Here is a 19,903-nt window from a genome sequence, read left to right as displayed (position 1 = left end):
TGGTATGATTTTAAAAAAAAATGCTTAAAAAAGGGCTAAAATGGCGAAAAGTTACATCTGCGTCTTTGACTGCGAGACGATACCTGATGCAAATTTGATAAGAAAAATTTACGGCATTGACGGAAGCGACGAAGATGTGAGCGTGCAGGCGATGGCATTGCAAAAAGAGGCCAGTGGGAGTGAGTTTTTGCCTGTGATGTTTCATAGAGTCGTGGCGATCTCTGCGGTGATGGCCGATGAGTACGGCAAATTTTTAAAAGTTAGCACGATGGAGGGCAAGGACGAGCGCGAGATCATCGCTAAATTTTTAAAATTTATAAATGATTATAACCCAAGGCTTGTTAGCTTTAATGGCCGTGGCTTTGACCTGCCAATGCTTATGGTGCGTGCGATGCGCTACAACCTAAACGCAGCGGCATATTACGAGAGCGAGAACAAAGAGCTAAACAAAAACAAATGGGAAAATTATAGGGCAAGGTATTCGCCTAAATTTCACCTTGATCTGCTTGATTTTATAAGCGATTTTGGAAGTGTTAGAGGGCTAAAGCTCGATACGCTTTGTGCTAGCTTAAATTTACCTGGCAAATACGACGTGCACGGCGATCAGGTGCTTGAGCTATACTATGCAGGCGAGCTTGATAAGATAAACGAATACTGCGAAAGTGACGTGCTTAACACATACTGGCTCTTTTTGAAATTTGAGCTTTTGCAGGCAAATATCTTGCAAGATGACTATATAAATCACCTAAACGTGATGAGCGAATTTCTAGCCAAAAACTGCGCTCACAGAGGATACACTGAGGTCTTTTGCTCTGCGATAAGCGACGAGCTAGCAAGAATTTCTGGCAAGTTAGACTACGAGATAAAGGTTCAAAAAGAGAGTGAGAATTACGAGGAATTTGATGATTTTAGTGATTTTGATGGTGTAAAAGATACGCCAGAGCAGCTAAATGAGCGTTTAGCAAAACAAGGGCTTGATGGGCTTTTGAAAAAAGCAAATGAGATCACTCCAGCTAGCAAAAAAGAGAAGAGTTTTTTAGAAGAAAAGCTTCCTGAGATAAATTTAGACGAAGAGTGAGTGCAAATTTATAAGTGTATTTGTGATTATGGCACTATGTCTACGTGTATATCTTTGCCGATTTCCACAAAAAATGTCTGTGCATTTGCACCAGTACCGTTCACGCCTTTATAGACCTGATTTACTGCGTGATCCATTCCGTGTATCGTTGCATTTCCGCTGGTGTCATTTGTAACATTACTATGATTAGAGTAGGTCTTGCTACCACTTGTGGCTGTAACATCTACTTTGTTAAACTCATCGCCAGTAGCTTGACTGTGCTTCCAGTTTAGCATCGTTACTTCTTCATCAGTGGCTTTTGTGAAATTTCCTATAAGTTTTACCACATCATCGTCATCACCTAAAATTTTAAGGACGGTGTTTATACTTTTTGTACCTTGTATCTCTTTTCTTGCTGGACCTGAGCCAACAGTTATAGTTGTTTCTCTTGAGTCTATGATGTCAAGGACGCTTTGTGTATTTAAGGCTATCGAAACAGCTTGATCCTCTGTGCCAAGTTGGATTTTCTCAAAGCTTTTTATATTTTCTTTTAGATGTTCTACCTTGCTAAGGTCAACGTCATCAACAAATATAAGTGTATCTATACCACCTTTTGCATCTATTTTATTGCCATTATAGATAAATACATCATTTAGGTTGCTGCCAGTGATGCCGCTTCCATTTTCGCTATGTTTTAGGTGCATGACTCTGTTAAAATCATCTGGATTATCGCCATATCCCCTTAGTGCTGATCTAAAGCCATCCGCATCTTCATCACTAACATATCCTTTGTCTTTTAGTGCCTTTACATAGCTATCACTAAAAAGATATGTACCACTACCTTGCGAGCCTATTGTTTTAAAATCAGCATCAGTATATATAGGGTTTTGATGTTTTCTTATCTGTATATCTAAATCCACATCTGTTCTTTGATCTATATAGTCGATATTTAGCTTATAAAAGCCTTTTTTTAAAGTTATTACATTAGGGTATCCCAAAACAGTATTGCCCACTCTATTAACTTCTGTTGTAGACCAAAGTGTATTACCAGCGGCATCTTCTGGTTGTCCCCTCCACCATGGCGCATCTATTTTATAGTTTCCAAGCTCCATATGTACATAGTCTTGAAAGCGGTCCGCTCTTACGTGGTACTCGCCATCTTCTTGTATATATATCCATCCACTCATATGCATGACAAGGTCTGTTCCTACCGTCTCGGCTTCTAGTAATGTATAGTTGCCTGTGTGATTTACATTATAGTGCGTACCAGTATGATCAGTATCGTTTGCCTTTGGAGAGTGTCCTACTCTTGCCATATCATTTGTGTTTAGCTCTCCTCTTGATGGTCTAGTCCAGTCAAGCTTGTAGTCCTTACCTCCTATAAAAGAGACTTCGTTAAAAGTAGTAGTTGCGCTAACGCCAGCCCACTCCATCCACTCTTTAAAGTGATGTTTTACGAAAAATAAATTTGCACTATCTGTTGGTAAAAATGGTCCAGGATACATAAATTTGTTTATGAAATCTTTGTTTGTACAATCATAAAACCACATATCAACATCAAGTCCTTTGTTTGCTACCATTGTTACGGTTTGCACTGCTAAGTTGCCTGCGTCATCTAGCCTTTTTACGATGAAATTTTTACTTCCAGTACTTTGAGAGGCATTAAAGCTTCCAGAATAGTTTAAATTTCCATCAAGTGTTAATATTTTTTTCTCAGAAGTTTCTATATCTATAACTTCCACTTCTTTTGATGTTTCATCGTTTAGATTATTTGCAGGAGAAGCCTTTCCGGCAAAATTTATAGCGTAGTTATTAGTTCCATTTTTTATATTATTAAAATCTGACTCAAGCAAAATATCTGGCAATGAATCAAGATCAACTGTGATAGTTAGATTATCATCTCTTTGTTCAACCCCAGACGCATCAACATAAGTAGCATCTATAATATGGTGAGTTCTATCGATTTTTTTGCCTAGTGCTTCAAAGTTGGCTTCGACTGTGTTGTTGTCTATTTTTAGTTTAAAACTATCACTTATGTTCCCATTTTCATCTTTTATCTCTATCAACACATAGCCTTTTAGCTCACCAGTTGTGCTATCTACTATGGTGTCAGGCTTGTTTATACCAAATTTTATATATGGCTGTTCGTCATTTGTAAGAGCGATATTGTAGTTTATTTTTTGGGTAGAAGTTGAGTCAAACTGACTTGTTGTGATAATATGCTCATAATCTTCTTCGTTTAAGTATTTTGAAGCTCTAACTGGAGCGTTGTCGATCTTTGTAACAAGCTTTATATCGTCTATATAATCAAGCACGCCAAAGGCAAATAGCCTGCCACTTGAAGTACCAGAAATGGCACTTCCATCATCTTTTATAAGGGTCGCATCGACTAAAGTCGGACGTTTGCTACTTACCGGTACATCTGGTATAGTGATAGCTCCTTCGTTTATCACTTTGATATCGCTTGGATTTTTCTTGTTTATCATATGTACGCCATCGTCATCTAAGACATAGCTTACGGTTGATTGTTTATTTGTATTTGGATCAAGTATGCTGATCTTTAGCGTATCGCCTGGCTGGGTACCGCTTGGGACATAGACTTTTACATCTGAGCTTGTAACAGCTACTGGTCCAGTGTCATCTATAAGTCCATCTCCGTCCAAATCTTTTACAAATTTTGCCACCGGACTAGCATTAAATTTTATCTCGTTTGTATCGCTCTCGCCTTTGTTGCCAGCCTTATCCATCATGGTCGTCGTTATGCTTGTGGTTTTGCCATGCTCTATTGGCACTGTGATCTTAAAATTACCATCATTTAGTGGCACTTCATTGTGGTCAGGGGCGATTATCTTGCCGTTAGTGTATGTATAAACCTTGTGCGTTTTACTGCCGTCTGGGTTGGTGACATCGATGGCTATCTTATCGCCTTCTTTTATGATACTTGGAATTTTGATGTAGGCATCTGTTTTAGTTGGATCGCCAGTATCGTATCTATTTTCTGAAGTATCAAGCCTTCCATCAGGTTTTCCATCTGATCCTGGCTTATCATCTACAAAGCTTATCTTGGCTGATTTTGGAGGTGGAGTTACTACGACGCTTGGGGTGGTTTGGTTGCTTGTGCCATTTGGTTTTGGCGTGCCATGCTCGTCATTAACCGTTGTGCTTATAGATACACTTGAGCCAGGTGTCACTGGCACGCTTACGCCTGGCACTTCAAATTTACCATTAACTATTGGCACTACTACGCTTGGGTCATTTTTATCATAGACGCTTGTACCATCGTCGCTTACGACAAATTCTTTTGGCGAGCCACCTATGTTTATAGTGACGCTCTCTTTTGGCTTTATGGTGCGAGGTAAATTTATCTCAACCTTTGAAGTGCCGTCTCCTATCTCGTCGCCACTTATCAGCCCATCGCCATTTTTATCAGCTGTTAGCGTCACTTTGACTGTGTCGCTTACGCTGCTGCTTGGCGTAGTGCTTGTGGCTGAGACGTTGCCAAATTTATCGACTACGCCAGTTTCTATGCTGCTTCCTGCTGTTATGTTTGCGATATTTGGCACGCTAAAGCTGACTGCGCCATTTTCATCGGTCGTAAATGTATAGGTGTTGCCGTCCTCGTCAGTGGCTGTGCCATTTTCTTTATCTAGCGTAAATTTCTTCTCAACTGGCGGCTTGCCCGGTTCATTTAGCTTAAACGTGATCTTATCTCCAGTGCTAAGCTCGTCAGGCACTATAAATTTCATGCCGCTAGTTTGCGTGCCGCTGCCATATCCTAGCTCGGTCGCATCTATCACGCCGTCGCCATTTTTATCAAGATCGAGCGTGGCTGTCACTTTTGAGATGGCTGGCGTGTCGTTTAGCTCATAAGTAGTTGGCGGCGCGGTAAATGTCCTGCCACCAGTGGTGTATGAGCTTGTCACGGTTGTTTTGCCATGGTTTAAAATTTCAACCCCAGTGATCTCTGCTTTGCCATTTACGATAGGTATAGGAGGCGCTCCAGTGGGCGTGCCGGTGCTATCAACTGGGATTAGCTCGTTTGTTATCGTATTTACTTTGTAGCTACTAGTTTTGCCACCGCCTTTCATGTTTGTCTTTATTGTAATGATGTCGCCATTTTTAGCAACGTCTGGGATATCGACGCCTATGCTTGTGATGATTTTCTTGCCATCAGGAGTTTTTGGTAGTGAGTTTAGCTGCGCTCCTCCTAAAAAGCCTTTTTTCTCGCCAGTATCGCTTGTGAGGTTAAAATTTAGCACGATGTTTGGCTCTGGTTGTGAGTTTATAGTGCTTTTAGCACTATAAAATGCCCCTTTTATAGTCCCACCAACTGGCCATTTGACCTCGTCATGCCTAGCTTCAAGAGCGCGCAAACCAGTGTAAAAGTCGTAGATATTTGAGTAGTGGCCGCCTAGTTCAAATTTGATGCCGCCACTGCCAGCAGAGGCGAAGTAGTGCGGTGATGAGCCGTGAGAAGATGGCTCTTGATGGGAGATTTGATCATCGTCATTTGCGTGTTCTTTGTGATTTTCAAGGATGTTTGCATTTTTTGGGATGACTAGCTCGCCTTTATGCTCAGCAAAGACATTTATCGTGTGAAATACCGAGCTAAAGCCGACATAAGCCTTTTCGCCGTCATCAAAAACAATGGTAAGGTTAGAGTTTTCACTCGTTTTTATATCATCACCAAGGTAAATTTCATCGCCTTTGTGCAGCACCCTCATAGTGCCGTCCCTGCTTATGGCGATGGCTTCACCCTTGATCTTTTTGATAACGCCGATCCTTATGGCGTCAAAATTTGGCATTTTTTCATCCCTGTAAAAAGTGTGTATTGTAATATCGGAAAATCTCTTAAAATTTATATAGTTTTGTGGCTTTTTGGGATGAGGTTTTTAACTCTTGTAAATTTACTACATCACCTCGACATGTACGTCTTTTTGTATCTCGACGAAAAATGTCTGCCCAGCGTTATTTTCGCCTTTATAGACTTGATTGACCGCGTCGCCACTTGGCTCTACTGTGAGCTTGTTATAATCAGCTCCGATAACACTATGCTTTGTATTTAGCGCGGCTACTTCGCCGCTTGTGGCCTTTACGAAATTTCCAACTAGCTGCACCACATCGTCACTATCGCCTGAAATTTTAAGGATAGTATTTAGGCTCTCTAAGCCATCGGGCCCTTTGGTAGGGTTGGAGTCTATCATGTCGCTTATGTTTTGACCATTTAGCTTTAGCTTTACTGCCTTTGTGCCGTCAAGCTCGATGCGCTCAAAGCTCTCAAGGCGCTTATCTAGCTCACTTATCTTTGTTAGATCCACGTTTTGGGTAAAAACTAGCATGTCTATGCCACCTTTTGCGTCGATATCGTGTGAGTTAAAGATAAATTTGTCATCATCATTACTGCCAACGTCTTTTGTACCTTCAAATTTTAGATCAAATGGCTTATCAAAGTCACTTGCATTGTCGCCAAATCTCACACCATTTGTTTCTTTTGCCTTGTAGAAAGTATCGCTCTCTTTTGTCGCAAGGTGATTTTGAGCAAGAGCCTCCATATAGGAGTTGCTGACTAGTTTTATGTTAGGGTCATTTGAAATAATTCTACTAAAAGTGCTATCTGGATGCACTCTAAACATATAACTATATCTCTCATCGGATACTTCTATATGTACTTTATAAAATCCATAATCATTTGTTAAATTTAGGCTATTTGTACTTTCGCTCTGTATGGCACTGCCTTCATCTATGCCACCATTTCTAGTTGCTGTTGAAAATGGCTGCCATGAAATTTCTCTACCATCAAATTCAAACTTAATACTTTGCCTTTGTTGCTTTGTTTCATAATAAAACTTGTCGATAGCACTACGGTTTTTTATAAATATCCAGCCATCCATGCTGACCATTACTCCATCTGCGGTGATTTTGGACTCGAATAATTTATAGTGACCATTTTTATTAGGTGGTTCAACATTTGGGTCAAAACCTCTATCGATTCTATCTTTGGTGTAATTTACATTTGGGTCTCGTCCTATCCTAGCAAGCTCGATGTCTGATGGAGTGCGGTTACGTACTTTTACATTTAGGTCTTCTGATGAAAAAGGTGGCATGTATTGATTACCAGTTGCATAACGCAAGTCGTTAAATGTGCTTGTCGCACTTACGTGATGGCTTGCGCTCCACTCTTTTAGTATACTTTTGCTTCGCTCCAAATTATAATAATCAAGACCTCGTCCATGGTTTCTAGCTGAGTCATAAAGCCAGATATCTGCGTCTAGTCCTCTATTTGTGACGTTTAGTACATTTATGGTATCTATAAATGGCTCTTCTTTTGGCTCCACAGCGGTGCTACTTTTTTCTACCAGCATGCTAGAAGCACCTGAGACGCTTTTTAGCTTGCTTGGTTGGGCGCTACTTATGTTTGGCTCTAAAGATCTGTGTTGGTTGTAAATTTGATGGATATTTGCGCTATGTCCGCTTGTAGCAAAACTAGCCGCACTCAAAGATATGCCCTCGCTCGCGCCAAAGCCGTTAGAGTGATCGCTTTGCTCCTCAGCTCCTTTTGCTGAAATTTTTAAAATTTCATCTAAATTTATGCTTTGATGAGCGCTTAAATTTACCTGCTTGCCATCTTCTAAAGTGATCTTGGCGTCTAAATTTTTAGTAAAAATTTTCTCACCAGCGTAAATTTCATCGCCATCTTTTAGCATTTTTATGCTTCCATCTTGGCTTATGACGTAAATTTCACCCTGAATGTCTTTTATGACCAGCTTTTTATCTTTCATCTTTTCCTCGTTGTATTCTAAGTCATATCGGACAAATTTATAAAACATATATAGCTAAAGTATTATTTTTTGGGGATTGTAGCAAGATACGCTAGATATTATCATTGTTTTATGTCAAAGTAATACCTATAAATTTATGAAATAGCAGGTTAAATTTAAGAGTAAATTGTGATTTAAAGAGCCCTTATAAACTCTTTAAATTTATCTCCTCGCTCAGCGTAGCTCTTAAACTGATCAAGGCTCGCAGCTGCTGGGCTTAGAAGTGCTATCTCGCCTTTTTTTAGCTCTTTGCTTATCTCATTTACAGCGTTTTGTAAAAAGTCGCATTTTAGGGCAGGCACGTTAAATTTAGCAGCTAAATTCATAAGCTTGTCGCTGTTTGAGCCGATGGCGTAAATTTTGACTTTAAGACCCTTTAAATTTTCAAATAGCTCATCCATGCTAACGCCCTTGTCATCGCCACCTAAGATCAGGTGCATGAAGTGATCTTTGTAGCGTTTCACAGCTTGAATGCTCGCATCTATGTTGGTCGCTTTTGTGTCATTTACCCAGGTTCTACCCTTGTTGTCAGTAAATTCTTCAAGCTTGTTTGCCTCGATGACAAAAGTGTTTAAAAGCCCCACATCGCAGCGGTCAAATAAAATTTTCTCTACCGCAAGTGCCAGCAGTGCATCAAGTAAAAATGGCGTTTTAAAGGCTATATCGTTTAAATTTACACCACAAAATTTAGCCAGATCGCTCTCATCTTTATAGGCGATCACTTTGGCCTTTGTAGGCGTTTTAGCGTAAATTTCAGGCACGATAGCTACGCTTGTTTCACTCATGCTAGCAAGCGGCTTAAGCTTTGCCTTTTCGTACTCGCTCATGTTGCCATGCCAGCTTAGATGATCTGGAGTGATCGGCAAAAGCACGTAAATTCCTGGTGTGGCGCGGTTTGTGTAGTGCAGGGTAAATGAGCTAGTCTCAAGTATCCAAATTTTAGCGTGCGGGTCTAAATTTGCTAGCGCGATGCCGACGTTGCCTCCCATAACTGAGCCTTTGCTCTCTAGCAGGTGCTGCATCATCTTTGTAGTCGTCGTCTTGCCGTTTGTGCCGCTTATCCAGACGTTAAATGGCAGATGCGCCTTGTAAATTTCATAAAAATAGTCATATTCGCTGATCAAATTTTTAGCTTTTTTGACAAGCTCGTGGTGAGGCGGGATGCCTGGGCTTGGTATCTCTAGGCCGCTTTTTGCTGGGTCAAATTCGCCAACTGGCAAAAGAGCATTACCAAACTCGTCCTTTGAAGCTTCACTAAATTTATCATCGTAGATGTCCCAAAGTCCGTCATTTACGAAGTTTTTAGCGATAGCCTTTGTCGTGCCACCATAGCCAAATAGTGATTTTCTCATGCTTTTATCCTCTTTTGCCCCATAAAATTTCTACTATCTCGTTAGCGCTAAGCTCACGCATCACGCCCTCTATCTTGCGGCGATCAAAGAGTTCAAAGCTAAAGGTTTTGGCAAAATTTAGCTTCAAAAACTCTGCGAAATATGCACCCTTGCAAGCAAATGTCACTCTTACGTAAAATGCCTCTAAAAAATCATCATCAAATTCAGGCACAGGTGCCAACATGCGCTCCACGATCTGCCTAAGCTCGTCTTTTGTTATATCAGGCACCACTTTTGGCTCTGGCAAAGCGATGTCAAAGGCGAGATTTTCAGCGCCCTCGGCCTCCCACCACTCGTGCAGGCTAAATTTACTCATATCTTTGCCGCTTATCTTGGCTAGACGCTGCTCTACCTTGCGGTACTCTTCGCCGTCTTCATCGCCAAATTCGTCGCAATAGTCGGTGTAGGCTAAAATTTGCTCCAAAATTTCATCATATTTTTTTCTAGCACTCTCAAAGTCAGGCTCTATCTGCGCTCGCATGATCTACCTGATCTTTAGCGCCGTTAGTGCGATCAAATTTGCTAAAAGCGCGATGATCCAAAAGCGCACGATGATCTTATTTTCCGCCCAGCCCTTTATCTCAAAATGGTGATGTATAGGCGCCATGAGGAAAATTCTGCGTTTAAAAATTTTAAAGCTGCCAACCTGCAAGATGACGCTTAGCGTCTCAACGACAAAGATGAGGCCGATGATGATGAGCAAAATTTCATTTTTGGTCGCAACGCCCATAAAACCGATATATGCACCAACGCTTAGGCTGCCGCTGTCACCCATAAAGACCTCGGCTGGATGGCAGTTAAACCACAAAAAGCCCATAAGTGAGCCAATTAGCGCAGAGGCTACGACGACGCTCTCGCCAACGCCTGCGATCTTTGGTAAAAGTAGGTACGAGCTAAAGACAGCGTGGCCGCAGATGTAGGCAAAAACGCCAAGAGTTAGAAGTGAAAATATCGATGGCACGGCGGCAAGTCCGTCAAGTCCGTCTGTTAAATTTACCGCATTTGAGGCTGCGACGATGACTAGCGTCCAAAAGAAAATGGCAAAAATTTTCATGTCAAAGATCGGCTGCTTGTAAAATGGCAGGTAAAACTCGGTGTTTAGCTCTTTGCTGATGTATAAAAAGGCTGCGAGTAAAAAGGCGATTAGAAACTGAAAAAAGAGCTTTGCCTTTGGACTTAGGCCAGCGTGGTTTTTCGCACCTAAAATTTTGCTGTAGTCGTCCTTGTAGCCAAGCAGAGTAAAGCAAACTAGGCAAAAGAGCGAGGCTAGTACGAAAGCGTTATCAAGCCTTGCGCAGATGATCGTAGCGATCACGGCTGTAAAGACAAAGACAAGTCCGCCCATGGTTGGCGTTTTGGCCTTTTTTTGGTGAGTTTGTGGGGCAAGCTCGTAGATAGGCTGAGCGGCGTTTTTTGCCTTTGCCCAAGCGATAAATTTAGGCATCAGATAAGCTGTCAAGATAAATGCTATGAAAAACGCGATGCCAGCGCGAACGGTGATATACTGAAAGATATTAAAATTTAAAATTTCATAGATATAGTAAAACATAGGGGCCTTTATTTTAAAAAAAAGCAATTTTAGTATAATGGCCTTAAAAATTATCTAAATTTAAGGATAAAATTTAAAAATGGCTCAAAAAACTATACTTATAATAACTGATGGCATTGGATCAAACAAAAATGGCAAATTTAACGCATTTGAGGCGGCTAAAAAGCCAAACTACGATAAATTTTTTAAAGAAATTCCAAACTCACTCATAAAAACCTCTGGAAACGCTGTGGGACTACCTGAAGGGCAGATGGGAAATAGCGAAGTAGGGCACATGTGTATAGGAAGTGGGCGAGTTTTGTATCAAAATTTAGTCAAAATTTCACGCGGCTTTAATGACGGCTCGGTAGCAGAAAATGAAGCGTTAAAAGTTCTTTTTAAAAAGTGCAAAAAGATCCACGTCATAGGGCTTTATAGCGACGGCGGCGTGCACTCTCACATGGAGCATTTTGATGGCATGTGCGAGCTTGCTAGCAAAAATGGCTGCGAAGTTTTTGCCCACGCTATCACCGACGGACGTGACGTTAGCCCAAATAGCGGTCTAAATTTCATAAAAAGCTTGGAAGCTAAATTTAAAGTTGCTACCATTTGCGGGAGATTTTACGCGATGGATAGAGATAAACGCTGGGAGCGCGTAAAAGAGGCCTATGATAGCTTGGTAAAGGGAGCAAATTTAAACAGCTTAACGCCAAGCGAGTATCTACAAAAAAGCTACGATGAGGGCGTGACAGACGAGTTTGTAAAGCCAGCAAGCTTTAATGGCTTTAGTGGCATGGGCGAATATGACGGCGTGATAGTAATAAATTTTAGAAATGATAGAGCAAGAGAGATTTGCCAGGCTCTGGGTGAAGAGAAATTTGGCGAGTTTGAGCGACCTTTTGTCGTTAAAAATCTTATCACCATGACCGAATACGACGCAAATTTTAAATTTGAAGTGCTATTTAAAAATGAAAAGATAAAAAACACCCTAAGCGAGGTCATAGCGGCTGCTGGACTAAGGCAGCTTCACACGGCAGAGACTGAAAAATACGCCCACGTAACATTTTTTTTTAATGGCGGCGTTGAGGAGCTAGCTAGCAACGAAACAAGGGTGCTCATCCCTAGTCCAAAAGTAAAAACCTACGACGAAAAGCCAGAGATGAGCGCTGCTGAGGTTTGCAAAGCCGTGCTAAAGGGCATGGATGACGAGCAAGACTTTATAGTGGTAAATTTCGCAAATGGCGATATGGTGGGGCATACTGGCAACTATGAGGCCGCTATAAAGGCAGTCGAAGCGGTGGATGCGGCTCTTGGAGAAATTTACGCCAAGGCAAAAGAGAAAAACTACGCTATGATCATCACGAGCGATCACGGAAACTGCGAAGAGATGCGTGATAGCAGTGGCGAACTACTGACAAACCACACGACCTATGACGTCTTTTGCTTTGTGATGGCTGATGGTGTTAAAGAGCTAAAAAATGGCGGTCTAAACAACATCGCGCCTAGCGTTTTAAAGCTCATGGGGCTTGATATCCCAGCTGAAATGGATGAGGCGCTAATATAAAAAGATGGAACTAGTCGAGTTTCTTGGAGCTGACAAGGTTATTGCTTTTATGCTTCTTTTTGCACGTCTTAGCGGACTCATTATGTTTTTCCCTTTTTATTCTCACAATCAAGTTCCATTAAGCGTAAAAACTCTACTAGTTTTTGCTCTTTGTATAGTATTTTTTCCACTATCGCACACTCATGAATACGCCATAAATTTCTTAGTCATAGAAATTTTAAGTGAGGCATTACTTGGGCTTTGTGCTGGACTTTTACTAAATATCGTCTTTGCCATACTCCAAATGGCAGGCGAACAAATCTCAATGGTCATGGGTTTTTCGATGGCATCAGTGCTTGATCCACAAACTGGCACAAACTCTCCAGTTATAGCAAACCTTATAAATTTCATAGTTCTTCTTGCTTTTTTGGCACTTGATGGGCATCATTTGATATTGCAGTTTTACTCGAATTCTCTCGCTGTCATACCACTTGGAGATTTTTATCCAAGAAATGGTGTGATGAGCTATGCTATAAAGCTTTTTGGAAATCTTTTTATGTTTGGCTTTGTTCTAGCTTTTCCTATTATTGCGTTATCTATGCTTTCAGATGCTATTTTTGGCATGCTTATGAAGACGATGCCTCAGTTTAACCTATTGGTTATTGGCTATCCTATTAAAGTAACGATTGGCTTTTCTGTTTTGATAGCCATTCTTGCTGGCATTATAAAGATAATAACTGATATGATGATGCAAATTCTAAACGATATGCCGTCATTATTTTTTTAAGTAAATAGCAATGAAATTTATCATAAAATACAGCTTCAAGTGCTTCAAGGAGGGATTATGAAAGTTGCGCTCGTAAACAAAAATCCAGCAGTTTCACGTCTCATAACACTAAGTCTAAATAAAATAGGCGTAGAGTATGTAGAATTTGATGATGTTAATGCAGTAAGTGGTGAATTTGACTATATTATTATTGACAGCGATATGGAGAGCGCTGATGTAAAATTTGACCAAAAAGTGATGTATCTAGCCCCAAGAGGCGGCATAAAGCCTGATTTTGCTGACATTATGCTTGAAAAGCCATTCCTTCCTACCGAATTTATAAATTTATTTGAAGAAAGTAAGGCGGTTAATGTGGCTAGTGATGATACAAAGGCTGAACTAGGACTTGATGATTCCGCAAACTTCGATGATTTTGAACATATTGATGAAAATTATGAAGAACTACAAAATTTTGAGTTGCCAGAAATTGACACAGATTTTGAAAATTTAGCAAAAGAAGATGAAACCGAAAAATTAGATGATAATGTTTTAAATGATGAGCTTTTAAAAGAGCACTTAGAAGATTCTAGTGTTGGAGATTTAGAAGATGAAGAGATCAGTTTGGACGAGGCTGATACTGAGCTAATTGACGAAAATAGTGAAGAAACTGAAGCGGCTAATGAAAATGTAGATGATGAATCTAGTAAAACTCCAAAAGTAGAAGAAACTATCGAAGATGGATTAAGCAGTGATTTTGGGGATCTTAGCGCACTTGTTGATGAGATAGAAAATATGGACGAGAGCAGCCCAGTAGATGAAGAAGCTAGAGACGAGCTTGAAAAGATAGTTGAGCAAAATACACAAAATTTAAAAACAGACGAGAATGATGAAGAGTTAGATGATATTAGTCAAAGTAAAAAAGAGCTTATTGAGATCGATTCGCTTGATGAAGAGCTAAATAGTGAAGAGGCTGATGAGGAAAATAAAAATTTAGAGGATACTGAGCTAGATGTTCAAAATTTAGAGCAAGAAGAGCTAAATATAGACGATCTAGCTAAATTTGATGATGAAAATAGCCTTGAAAATGAGATAAATTTGGAAGATGAGCCTAAAAATGATGAGAATTTAGATGAGAGCTCTGAGGCTGATGAAGAGCAAATTCAAGTAGATGATGAAAAAGCAGAAGAAGATATAGAAGAAGAGGCTTTGGATGAAATTTCAAGTGAGGAGCTAGAAAATTTAGAGTCTAGCGAAAGCGAAAACGCTTCTAGTGAGATGCCAGTAGAAGAGCTAGAAGAGGCTAGCGAGCCAGAAGCCAAAGAAGATCTAGGCCTTGCGGACGAAACTTTTGAAGAAGAAAATGCTCAAGAAGAAAACGCACAAGATGATAGTAAAGATGCGGCATCAAGTGAGTTAAATTTTGACGCGGCATCGATAGATGATATAGATGAAAACACGATGTTAGCGGCATTTGGATTAAAAGATATACCTCAAACAAGCTCAAAAAATGATGCAAAAGAAGACTATAAAGAAGAGCTAACTAAAAAGATCACAAAACACGTCCATGAGTCACTAAATGAGAGCTCGCTAAGAGATGTGCTAAAAGATATGAACATCAAGATAAATATAAGTTTCGAGGAAAAGTAGTTGCAAGGACAAATTTTAGTAGTTTCGGGACCTAGTGGAAGCGGTAAAAGCACGCTTTTGGGCCGTCTTTTAAAGGAAGAGAAAGACCTATATTTTTCTATCTCAAGCACGACTAGAGCAAAAAGGGATGGCGAAGTTGATGGGGTGGATTATTATTTTATAAAAGAAGATGAATTTAAAAGCGGTATAGAAAAAGGCGAGTTTTTAGAGTGGGCGCAGGTGCATAAAAACTACTATGGTACAAGCTTAAAGCCAGTTTTAGAGGCACTTGAGGCTGGAAAGATAGTGATATTTGATATCGATGTGCAGGGCTTTCACATCGCACTTGAGAAATTTAAAAGCTACATCACTTCAGTTTTTATCACAACTGCGAATAAAAAAGAGCTAAAAAGGCGCTTGAAAAACCGCGGAACAGATAGTGACGAGACGATAGAAAACCGCTTAATGAACGCAGTTGGTGAGATGGAGCATATTTTAGAGTATGATTATTTTTTAGTAAATGATGATATAGAAAAGAGCTATAAAGGGCTAAAATCAATCCTTCGAGCGATGAGGTTAAAAAGTGCTAAGATAAACTTAAGAAACGTCATCGACGAGTGGATAGATTGTTAGAAATTCAGGAATTTATGATAATATTTTGAGAAAATTTGATAAGGAGAAAAGATGGGTTCTTTTAGTATTGGCCACTGGTTGATCGTTTTAGCGATCATTGTATTACTTTTTGGAGCAAAGAAGATCCCAGAGCTTGCGAAAGGACTAGGTAAGGGTATAAAGACTTTTAAGGCTGAGATGGAGGACACAACCCCTGAAAAGAGCGAAAAAGTCGAGCATAAAGAAGATAGTGCTACTAGTCAAAAGATAGAAGAAACAACTAAAAACGCGTAGGTTTTAGAGTTGAAAGATAAAGTAAAAGCTGAAATTTCAAAGGTTTTAGAGCGAGAATTTGTGCTTGAAAAGCCAAAGGATAAAAATTTAGCCCACTATGCGACGCCGCTTTTTAGCCTCGCAAAAGAGCTAAGAAAGTCGCCAGCTATGATAGCTAGTGAGTTTGCTGATAAATTTAGTGACAGTAATATAGTGGAAGCTAGCGCGGTAAATGGCTACTTAAATTTCAAGCTTAAGAGCGAATTTTTAGATGAAATTTCAAAGCAAATTTTGCTAGATAGCGAAAATTTTGCAAAAGAAGATGCGAAAAAAGATAGCTATTTAATAGAATATATCAGCGCAAATCCAACTGGACCGCTTCACATCGGGCACGTTAGAGGCGCAGTTTACGGTGATACTTTGGCAAGACTTGGTAAAAGACTTGGCTACGCTATCTCAACAGAATACTATATAAACGATGCTGGTAATCAAATCGACCTACTTGGCACTTCGATATCACTTGCGGCAAAAGAGCAGCTTTTTAACGAAAGCGTTGTCTATCCAGAGAAATACTACCGCGGGGATTATATTTTAGATATTGCTAAGCTTGCAAATGAGAAATTTGGCAAGGAAATTTTTTATGACGAGAGCAGAAATCTCGAGCTTGCCGAGTTTGGCAAGGATATCGTGCTTGAGATTATCAAAAAAGATTTAGCGGACGTTGGGATATTTATAGAGAGCTGGGCTAGCGAGAAAGCTCTTTATGATGGCCTAGAGCCAACTATAAACAAGCTAAAACGTTCAAATCAAATGTATGAAAAAGAGGGCGCTACTTATATCGCTTCGACCACACTTGGCGATGATAATGATAGGGTTGTGGTTAGAAATGACGGCAGGCCAACATATCTAGCTGGTGACATCATTTATCATAATGCTAAATTTGAGAAAAATTTTGATCACTACATAAACATTTGGGGTGCTGACCACCATGGATATATCGCAAGGCTAAAGGCTGCGATAAATTTCCTTGGATACGATGAAAACAGGCTTGAAGTGATACTTATGCAGATGGTTAGTCTGCTAAAAGAGGGCAAGCCATACAAGATGAGTAAGCGCGCTGGCAATGCCGTGCTTATGAGTGATATCGCAAGCGAGATCGGTGCTGAGGCACTTAGATTTATCTTTATAAGCAAGGCAAACACGAGCAGTTTGGAATTTGACGTGGATGAGCTTAAAAAAGAGGATAGCTCAAACCCTATTTTTTATATAAATTACGCTCACGCTAGGATAAATCAGGTCTTTGCAAAGGCTGAAAAAAGCGTTAGTGACGTGATAAATGCGGACTTTAAGTGCCTAGATGAAAATGCTAAAAATTTACTTTTTGAAGCGCTTATCTTGCCTGAAATTTTAGAGGATGCTTTTGCTTCAAGGCAGCTTCAAAAAATACCAGACTATCTAAAGTCACTAGCTGCTAGTTTTCATAAATTTTATAATGAAAACCGCGTGGTTGGCAACGAAAATGAAGATAGCTTACTAAAGGTATTTGCAGTCGTTGCTGTCTCGATAAAAACAGCATTTAATATAATGGGAATCACAGCTAAAGATAGGATGTAAGATTTAAATTTCAGATAAAAAGGATTATTAAGATGAGTGGTATAAATTTTGGTTTGATAGGCGCTAGTGGATATATAGCTCCAAGGCATATGAGGGCTATTAAGGATACAGGCAATGAACTGATTGCAGCTCTAGATCCCTATGATGGAATAGGAATAATGGATAGTTATTTCCCGCAAGCTTATTTTTTTACTGAATATGAAAGGTTTGATAGATTTGTTGATAAGTGGCGAAGAAACGGTAATAAAAAAATAGAGTATATTGCAATAACTACTCCAAATTATCTACACGACAGCCATATTCGTTTTGCTCTAAGAAGCGGAGCAAATGCAATATGTGAGAAGCCACTTGTTTTAAATCCGCATAACATAGATCAATTAAAAATAATCGAAGAAGAGAGTGGCAAAAAAGTATTTAATATTTTACAGCTAAGGCTTCATGAGTCAATTGTTGCATTAAAAAACAAAATTTCAAAAGAGCTTTTACAAAACCCAGACAGAATTTATGATGTAGATTTGACCTACTTAACATCTCGTGGTAAATGGTATTTTATATCATGGAAGGGCGATGAAGATAAGTCTGGTGGCGTTGCTACAAATATTGGAGTGCATTTTTTTGATATGCTCTCTTGGATTTTTGGACCTATAGAGGAAAATATAGTTCACCTTAAGCAACCTGATGCAAATGCAGGATATATGAGGCTTAAAAACGCAAATGTTAGATGGTTTTTGTCTGTCAACTATGATTATATTCCTGAGAATATAAAAAACAGTGGAAAAAGAACTTTTAGAAGTATTAAGGTTGATGGTGATGAAATAGAATTTTCTGATGGTTTTACTGATTTGCATACCAAAAGCTATGAGCACATCCTTTCAGGAGAAGGATTTGGCTTGGATGAGGCTAGAAATTCCATAAATATTGTTTCAAGCATAAGAAAAATGTCACCTATTGGATTAAAAGGAGAATATCATCCTTTTTGTAAAAAGGTGGTAGAATAATGCCATATTTTGCTCACGAAAGTTCGTTTATAGATAGTGATGTAATAATTGGGGAAAAAACAAAGATTTGGCATTTTTCTCATATATTAGCCAATTCTATTATTGGACAAAATTGTTCATTTGGTCAAAATTGTGTTGTTGGACCAAATGTTAGAGTCGGTAATGGTGTAAAAGTGCAGAATAATGTTTCAATATATGAAGGTGTTGAAATAGAAGATGATGTGTTTTTGGGACCATCTATGGTTTTTACAAACGTTATAAATCCACGCGCTTTTATAATTAGAAAAGAAGAATTTAAAAAAACACTTTTAAAAAAAGGCTGTAGCATTGGTGCAAATGCTACTATAGTTTGTGGTGTTACTATCGGTGAGTATGCTCTCATAGGAAGTGGAGCTGTTATAAATCGCGACGTGAAACCTTATGCGCTTATGGTTGGTGTGCCGGCGCGACAAATAGGTTGGGTTAGTAAGGCGGGAAATACACTGAAATTTGATGGTAACGGATTGGCTGTTGATAATTTTGATGGTAGTAGTTATAGGGTAGTTGATGAAAATTTAATAGTAGTGAAAGAGTAAAATATGAATATAGATTTTGCAAATTTAACATATCAACATGAACTTTATAAAGATGAAATAGAAAAAGCTATTTTAAAGGTAGCTAGAAATTGTAACTTTATAATGGGCACTGAAGTTTCTGAGCTTGAAACAGAACTAGAAAAATATATAGATGTTAAGTATGCCATAAGCTGCAGTAGTGGAACTGACGCCATTTTGATGGCTCTAATGGCTATTGATATTAAGCCAGGTGATGAAGTTATTACAACACCTTTTACTTTTGTAGCAACATCTGAAATGATTGCTTTGCTTGGAGCAAAACCAGTTTTTGTTGATATCGATGAAAAAACTTATAATATAGATGCTAATAAAATAGAAGCAGTCATAACTTCAAAAACAAAAGCCATACTTCCAGTTTCACTTTATGGTCAGCCTGCTGATATGGACGAAATTTCAAAAATAGCCAAAAAACATAACCTAAAGGTTATAGTTGATGGTGCGCAGAGTTTTGGCGCAAGCTTTAATAATGTCAAAGATTTGGCTCTTGGCGATATTGCTACTACATCATTTTTTCCAGCTAAACCACTTGGCTGTTATGGTGACGGTGGTGCTGTTTTTACAAATGATGAAAATTTGGCGGTAAAGTTAAAATCTTTACGCTTACACGGGCAGTCAAAAAGATATCATCATCAATATATTGGTATTGGTGGTAGATTAGATACTATTCAAGCAGCTGTCTTGTTGGTAAAACTTGGACATTACAAAAAAGATTTATCATTAAGACAAGAAGTGGCATCTAAATACACAGATGCATTGCAAGATAAAAATGTAATATTGCCATACATTGATAGTAGAGCTCAGTCAGCTTGGGCACAGTATTCTATTAGAATAAAAAATAGAGATAAAGTGCAGCTAAAATTAAAAGAAGCCGGTGTGCCAACAGCTGTACATTATCCTATGCCACTTCATTTACAAGAGTGTTTTAAATATTTAGGATATAAGTCCGGAGACTTCCCTATAGCGGAAATGATTTCAAATGAGATAATGAGCTTACCTATGAATCCATATTTAAAAGATGTGGAAATTGAATTTATTGTAGAAAATTTAAAATAAATAGGATGTA

15 protein-coding genes are annotated in these 19,903 nt (G+C 39.1%); 10 read left to right on the top strand and 5 right to left on the bottom strand.

The window, feature by feature from the left end; all coding sequences use genetic code 11:
• The first annotated feature begins 40 nt into the window (after window positions 1–40).
• Window positions 41–1,078 carry a 3'-5' exonuclease gene (locus tag CVS89_RS07915; RefSeq protein ID WP_107847462.1) on the top strand — a complete coding sequence of 346 codons (1,038 nt, stop codon included), beginning with the start codon at window positions 41–43 and terminating at the stop codon, window positions 1,076–1,078.
• A gap of 26 nt (window positions 1,079–1,104) precedes the next feature.
• On the opposite strand, the gene CVS89_RS07910 is transcribed toward CVS89_RS07915, so the two are convergent.
• The 5 genes from CVS89_RS07910 to mraY form a co-directional block, all read right to left on the bottom strand.
• Window positions 1,105–5,862, bottom strand: coding sequence for a hypothetical protein (locus tag CVS89_RS07910; RefSeq protein WP_233091251.1), 4,758 nt, complete (start codon window positions 5,860–5,862; stop codon window positions 1,105–1,107).
• A 105-nt stretch (window positions 5,863–5,967) separates the two neighbouring features.
• The gene (locus CVS89_RS07905) at window positions 5,968–7,836 is read right to left on the bottom strand and encodes a hypothetical protein (RefSeq protein ID WP_107847464.1); all 1,869 of its coding nucleotides are present in this window, start codon (window positions 7,834–7,836) and stop codon (window positions 5,968–5,970) included.
• A gap of 173 nt (window positions 7,837–8,009) precedes the next feature.
• Window positions 8,010–9,227: a UDP-N-acetylmuramoyl-L-alanine--D-glutamate ligase gene (murD, locus tag CVS89_RS07900; protein WP_107847466.1), complete on the bottom strand. Its 1,218-nt coding sequence runs from the start codon at window positions 9,225–9,227 to the stop codon at window positions 8,010–8,012.
• A 4-nt stretch (window positions 9,228–9,231) separates the two neighbouring features.
• Entirely contained in the window at window positions 9,232–9,747 is a 516-nt protein-coding gene (locus tag CVS89_RS07895) for a hypothetical protein (protein ID WP_107847468.1), read from the bottom strand.
• A gap of 3 nt (window positions 9,748–9,750) precedes the next feature.
• Window positions 9,751–10,815, bottom strand: a complete 1,065-nt coding sequence (gene mraY / locus CVS89_RS07890; protein ID WP_021086091.1) for a phospho-N-acetylmuramoyl-pentapeptide-transferase — start codon at window positions 10,813–10,815, stop codon at window positions 9,751–9,753.
• Window positions 10,816–10,894: 79 nt separating this feature from the next.
• Here mraY and gpmI point away from each other — a divergent pair, with 79 nt between their 5' ends.
• Genes gpmI through CVS89_RS07845 form a run of 9 tightly spaced genes read left to right on the top strand, consistent with a single transcriptional unit; the run spans window position 10,895 to window position 19,893 of the window.
• On the top strand, window positions 10,895–12,358 hold the full coding sequence (gene gpmI / locus CVS89_RS07885) for a 2,3-bisphosphoglycerate-independent phosphoglycerate mutase (RefSeq protein ID WP_107847470.1): 1,464 nt from the start codon (window positions 10,895–10,897) through the stop codon (window positions 12,356–12,358).
• A gap of 4 nt (window positions 12,359–12,362) precedes the next feature.
• Window positions 12,363–13,124, top strand: coding sequence for a flagellar biosynthetic protein FliR (gene fliR, locus CVS89_RS07880; protein WP_107847472.1), 762 nt, complete (start codon window positions 12,363–12,365; stop codon window positions 13,122–13,124).
• A gap of 57 nt (window positions 13,125–13,181) precedes the next feature.
• Window positions 13,182–14,750: a Highly acidic protein gene (locus CVS89_RS07875; RefSeq protein WP_107847473.1), complete on the top strand. Its 1,569-nt coding sequence runs from the start codon at window positions 13,182–13,184 to the stop codon at window positions 14,748–14,750.
• Entirely contained in the window at window positions 14,751–15,362 is a 612-nt protein-coding gene (gene gmk / locus CVS89_RS07870; protein WP_107847475.1) for a guanylate kinase, read from the top strand.
• 51 nt (window positions 15,363–15,413) lie between these two features.
• A complete protein-coding gene (locus CVS89_RS07865; RefSeq protein WP_103635478.1) occupies window positions 15,414–15,635 on the top strand; it encodes a Sec-independent protein translocase subunit TatA in 222 nt (73 codons plus the stop codon).
• Window positions 15,636–15,644: 9 nt separating this feature from the next.
• Window positions 15,645–17,228, top strand: a complete 1,584-nt coding sequence (argS, locus tag CVS89_RS07860) for an arginine--tRNA ligase (protein WP_107847477.1) — start codon at window positions 15,645–15,647, stop codon at window positions 17,226–17,228.
• A gap of 32 nt (window positions 17,229–17,260) precedes the next feature.
• A complete protein-coding gene (locus CVS89_RS07855; RefSeq protein ID WP_012140264.1) occupies window positions 17,261–18,226 on the top strand; it encodes a Gfo/Idh/MocA family oxidoreductase in 966 nt (321 codons plus the stop codon).
• Window positions 18,226–18,801, top strand: coding sequence for an acyltransferase (locus tag CVS89_RS07850; protein WP_012140263.1), 576 nt, complete (start codon window positions 18,226–18,228; stop codon window positions 18,799–18,801). The genes CVS89_RS07855 and CVS89_RS07850 overlap by 1 nt, the downstream gene beginning before the upstream one ends.
• Before the next feature lie 3 nt (window positions 18,802–18,804).
• A complete protein-coding gene (locus tag CVS89_RS07845; protein ID WP_012140262.1) occupies window positions 18,805–19,893 on the top strand; it encodes a DegT/DnrJ/EryC1/StrS family aminotransferase in 1,089 nt (362 codons plus the stop codon).
• The last annotated feature ends 10 nt before the right edge of the window (window positions 19,894–19,903 follow it).

Origin of the sequence: Campylobacter concisus (genome assembly GCF_003048615.2) — a bacterium.
GTDB classification, from domain to species: Bacteria; Campylobacterota; Campylobacteria; order Campylobacterales; family Campylobacteraceae; genus Campylobacter_A; species Campylobacter_A concisus_C.
The sequence above is the reverse complement of the archived record's forward strand: the minus strand, read 5'-3'. Positions and strand labels throughout refer to the sequence as shown.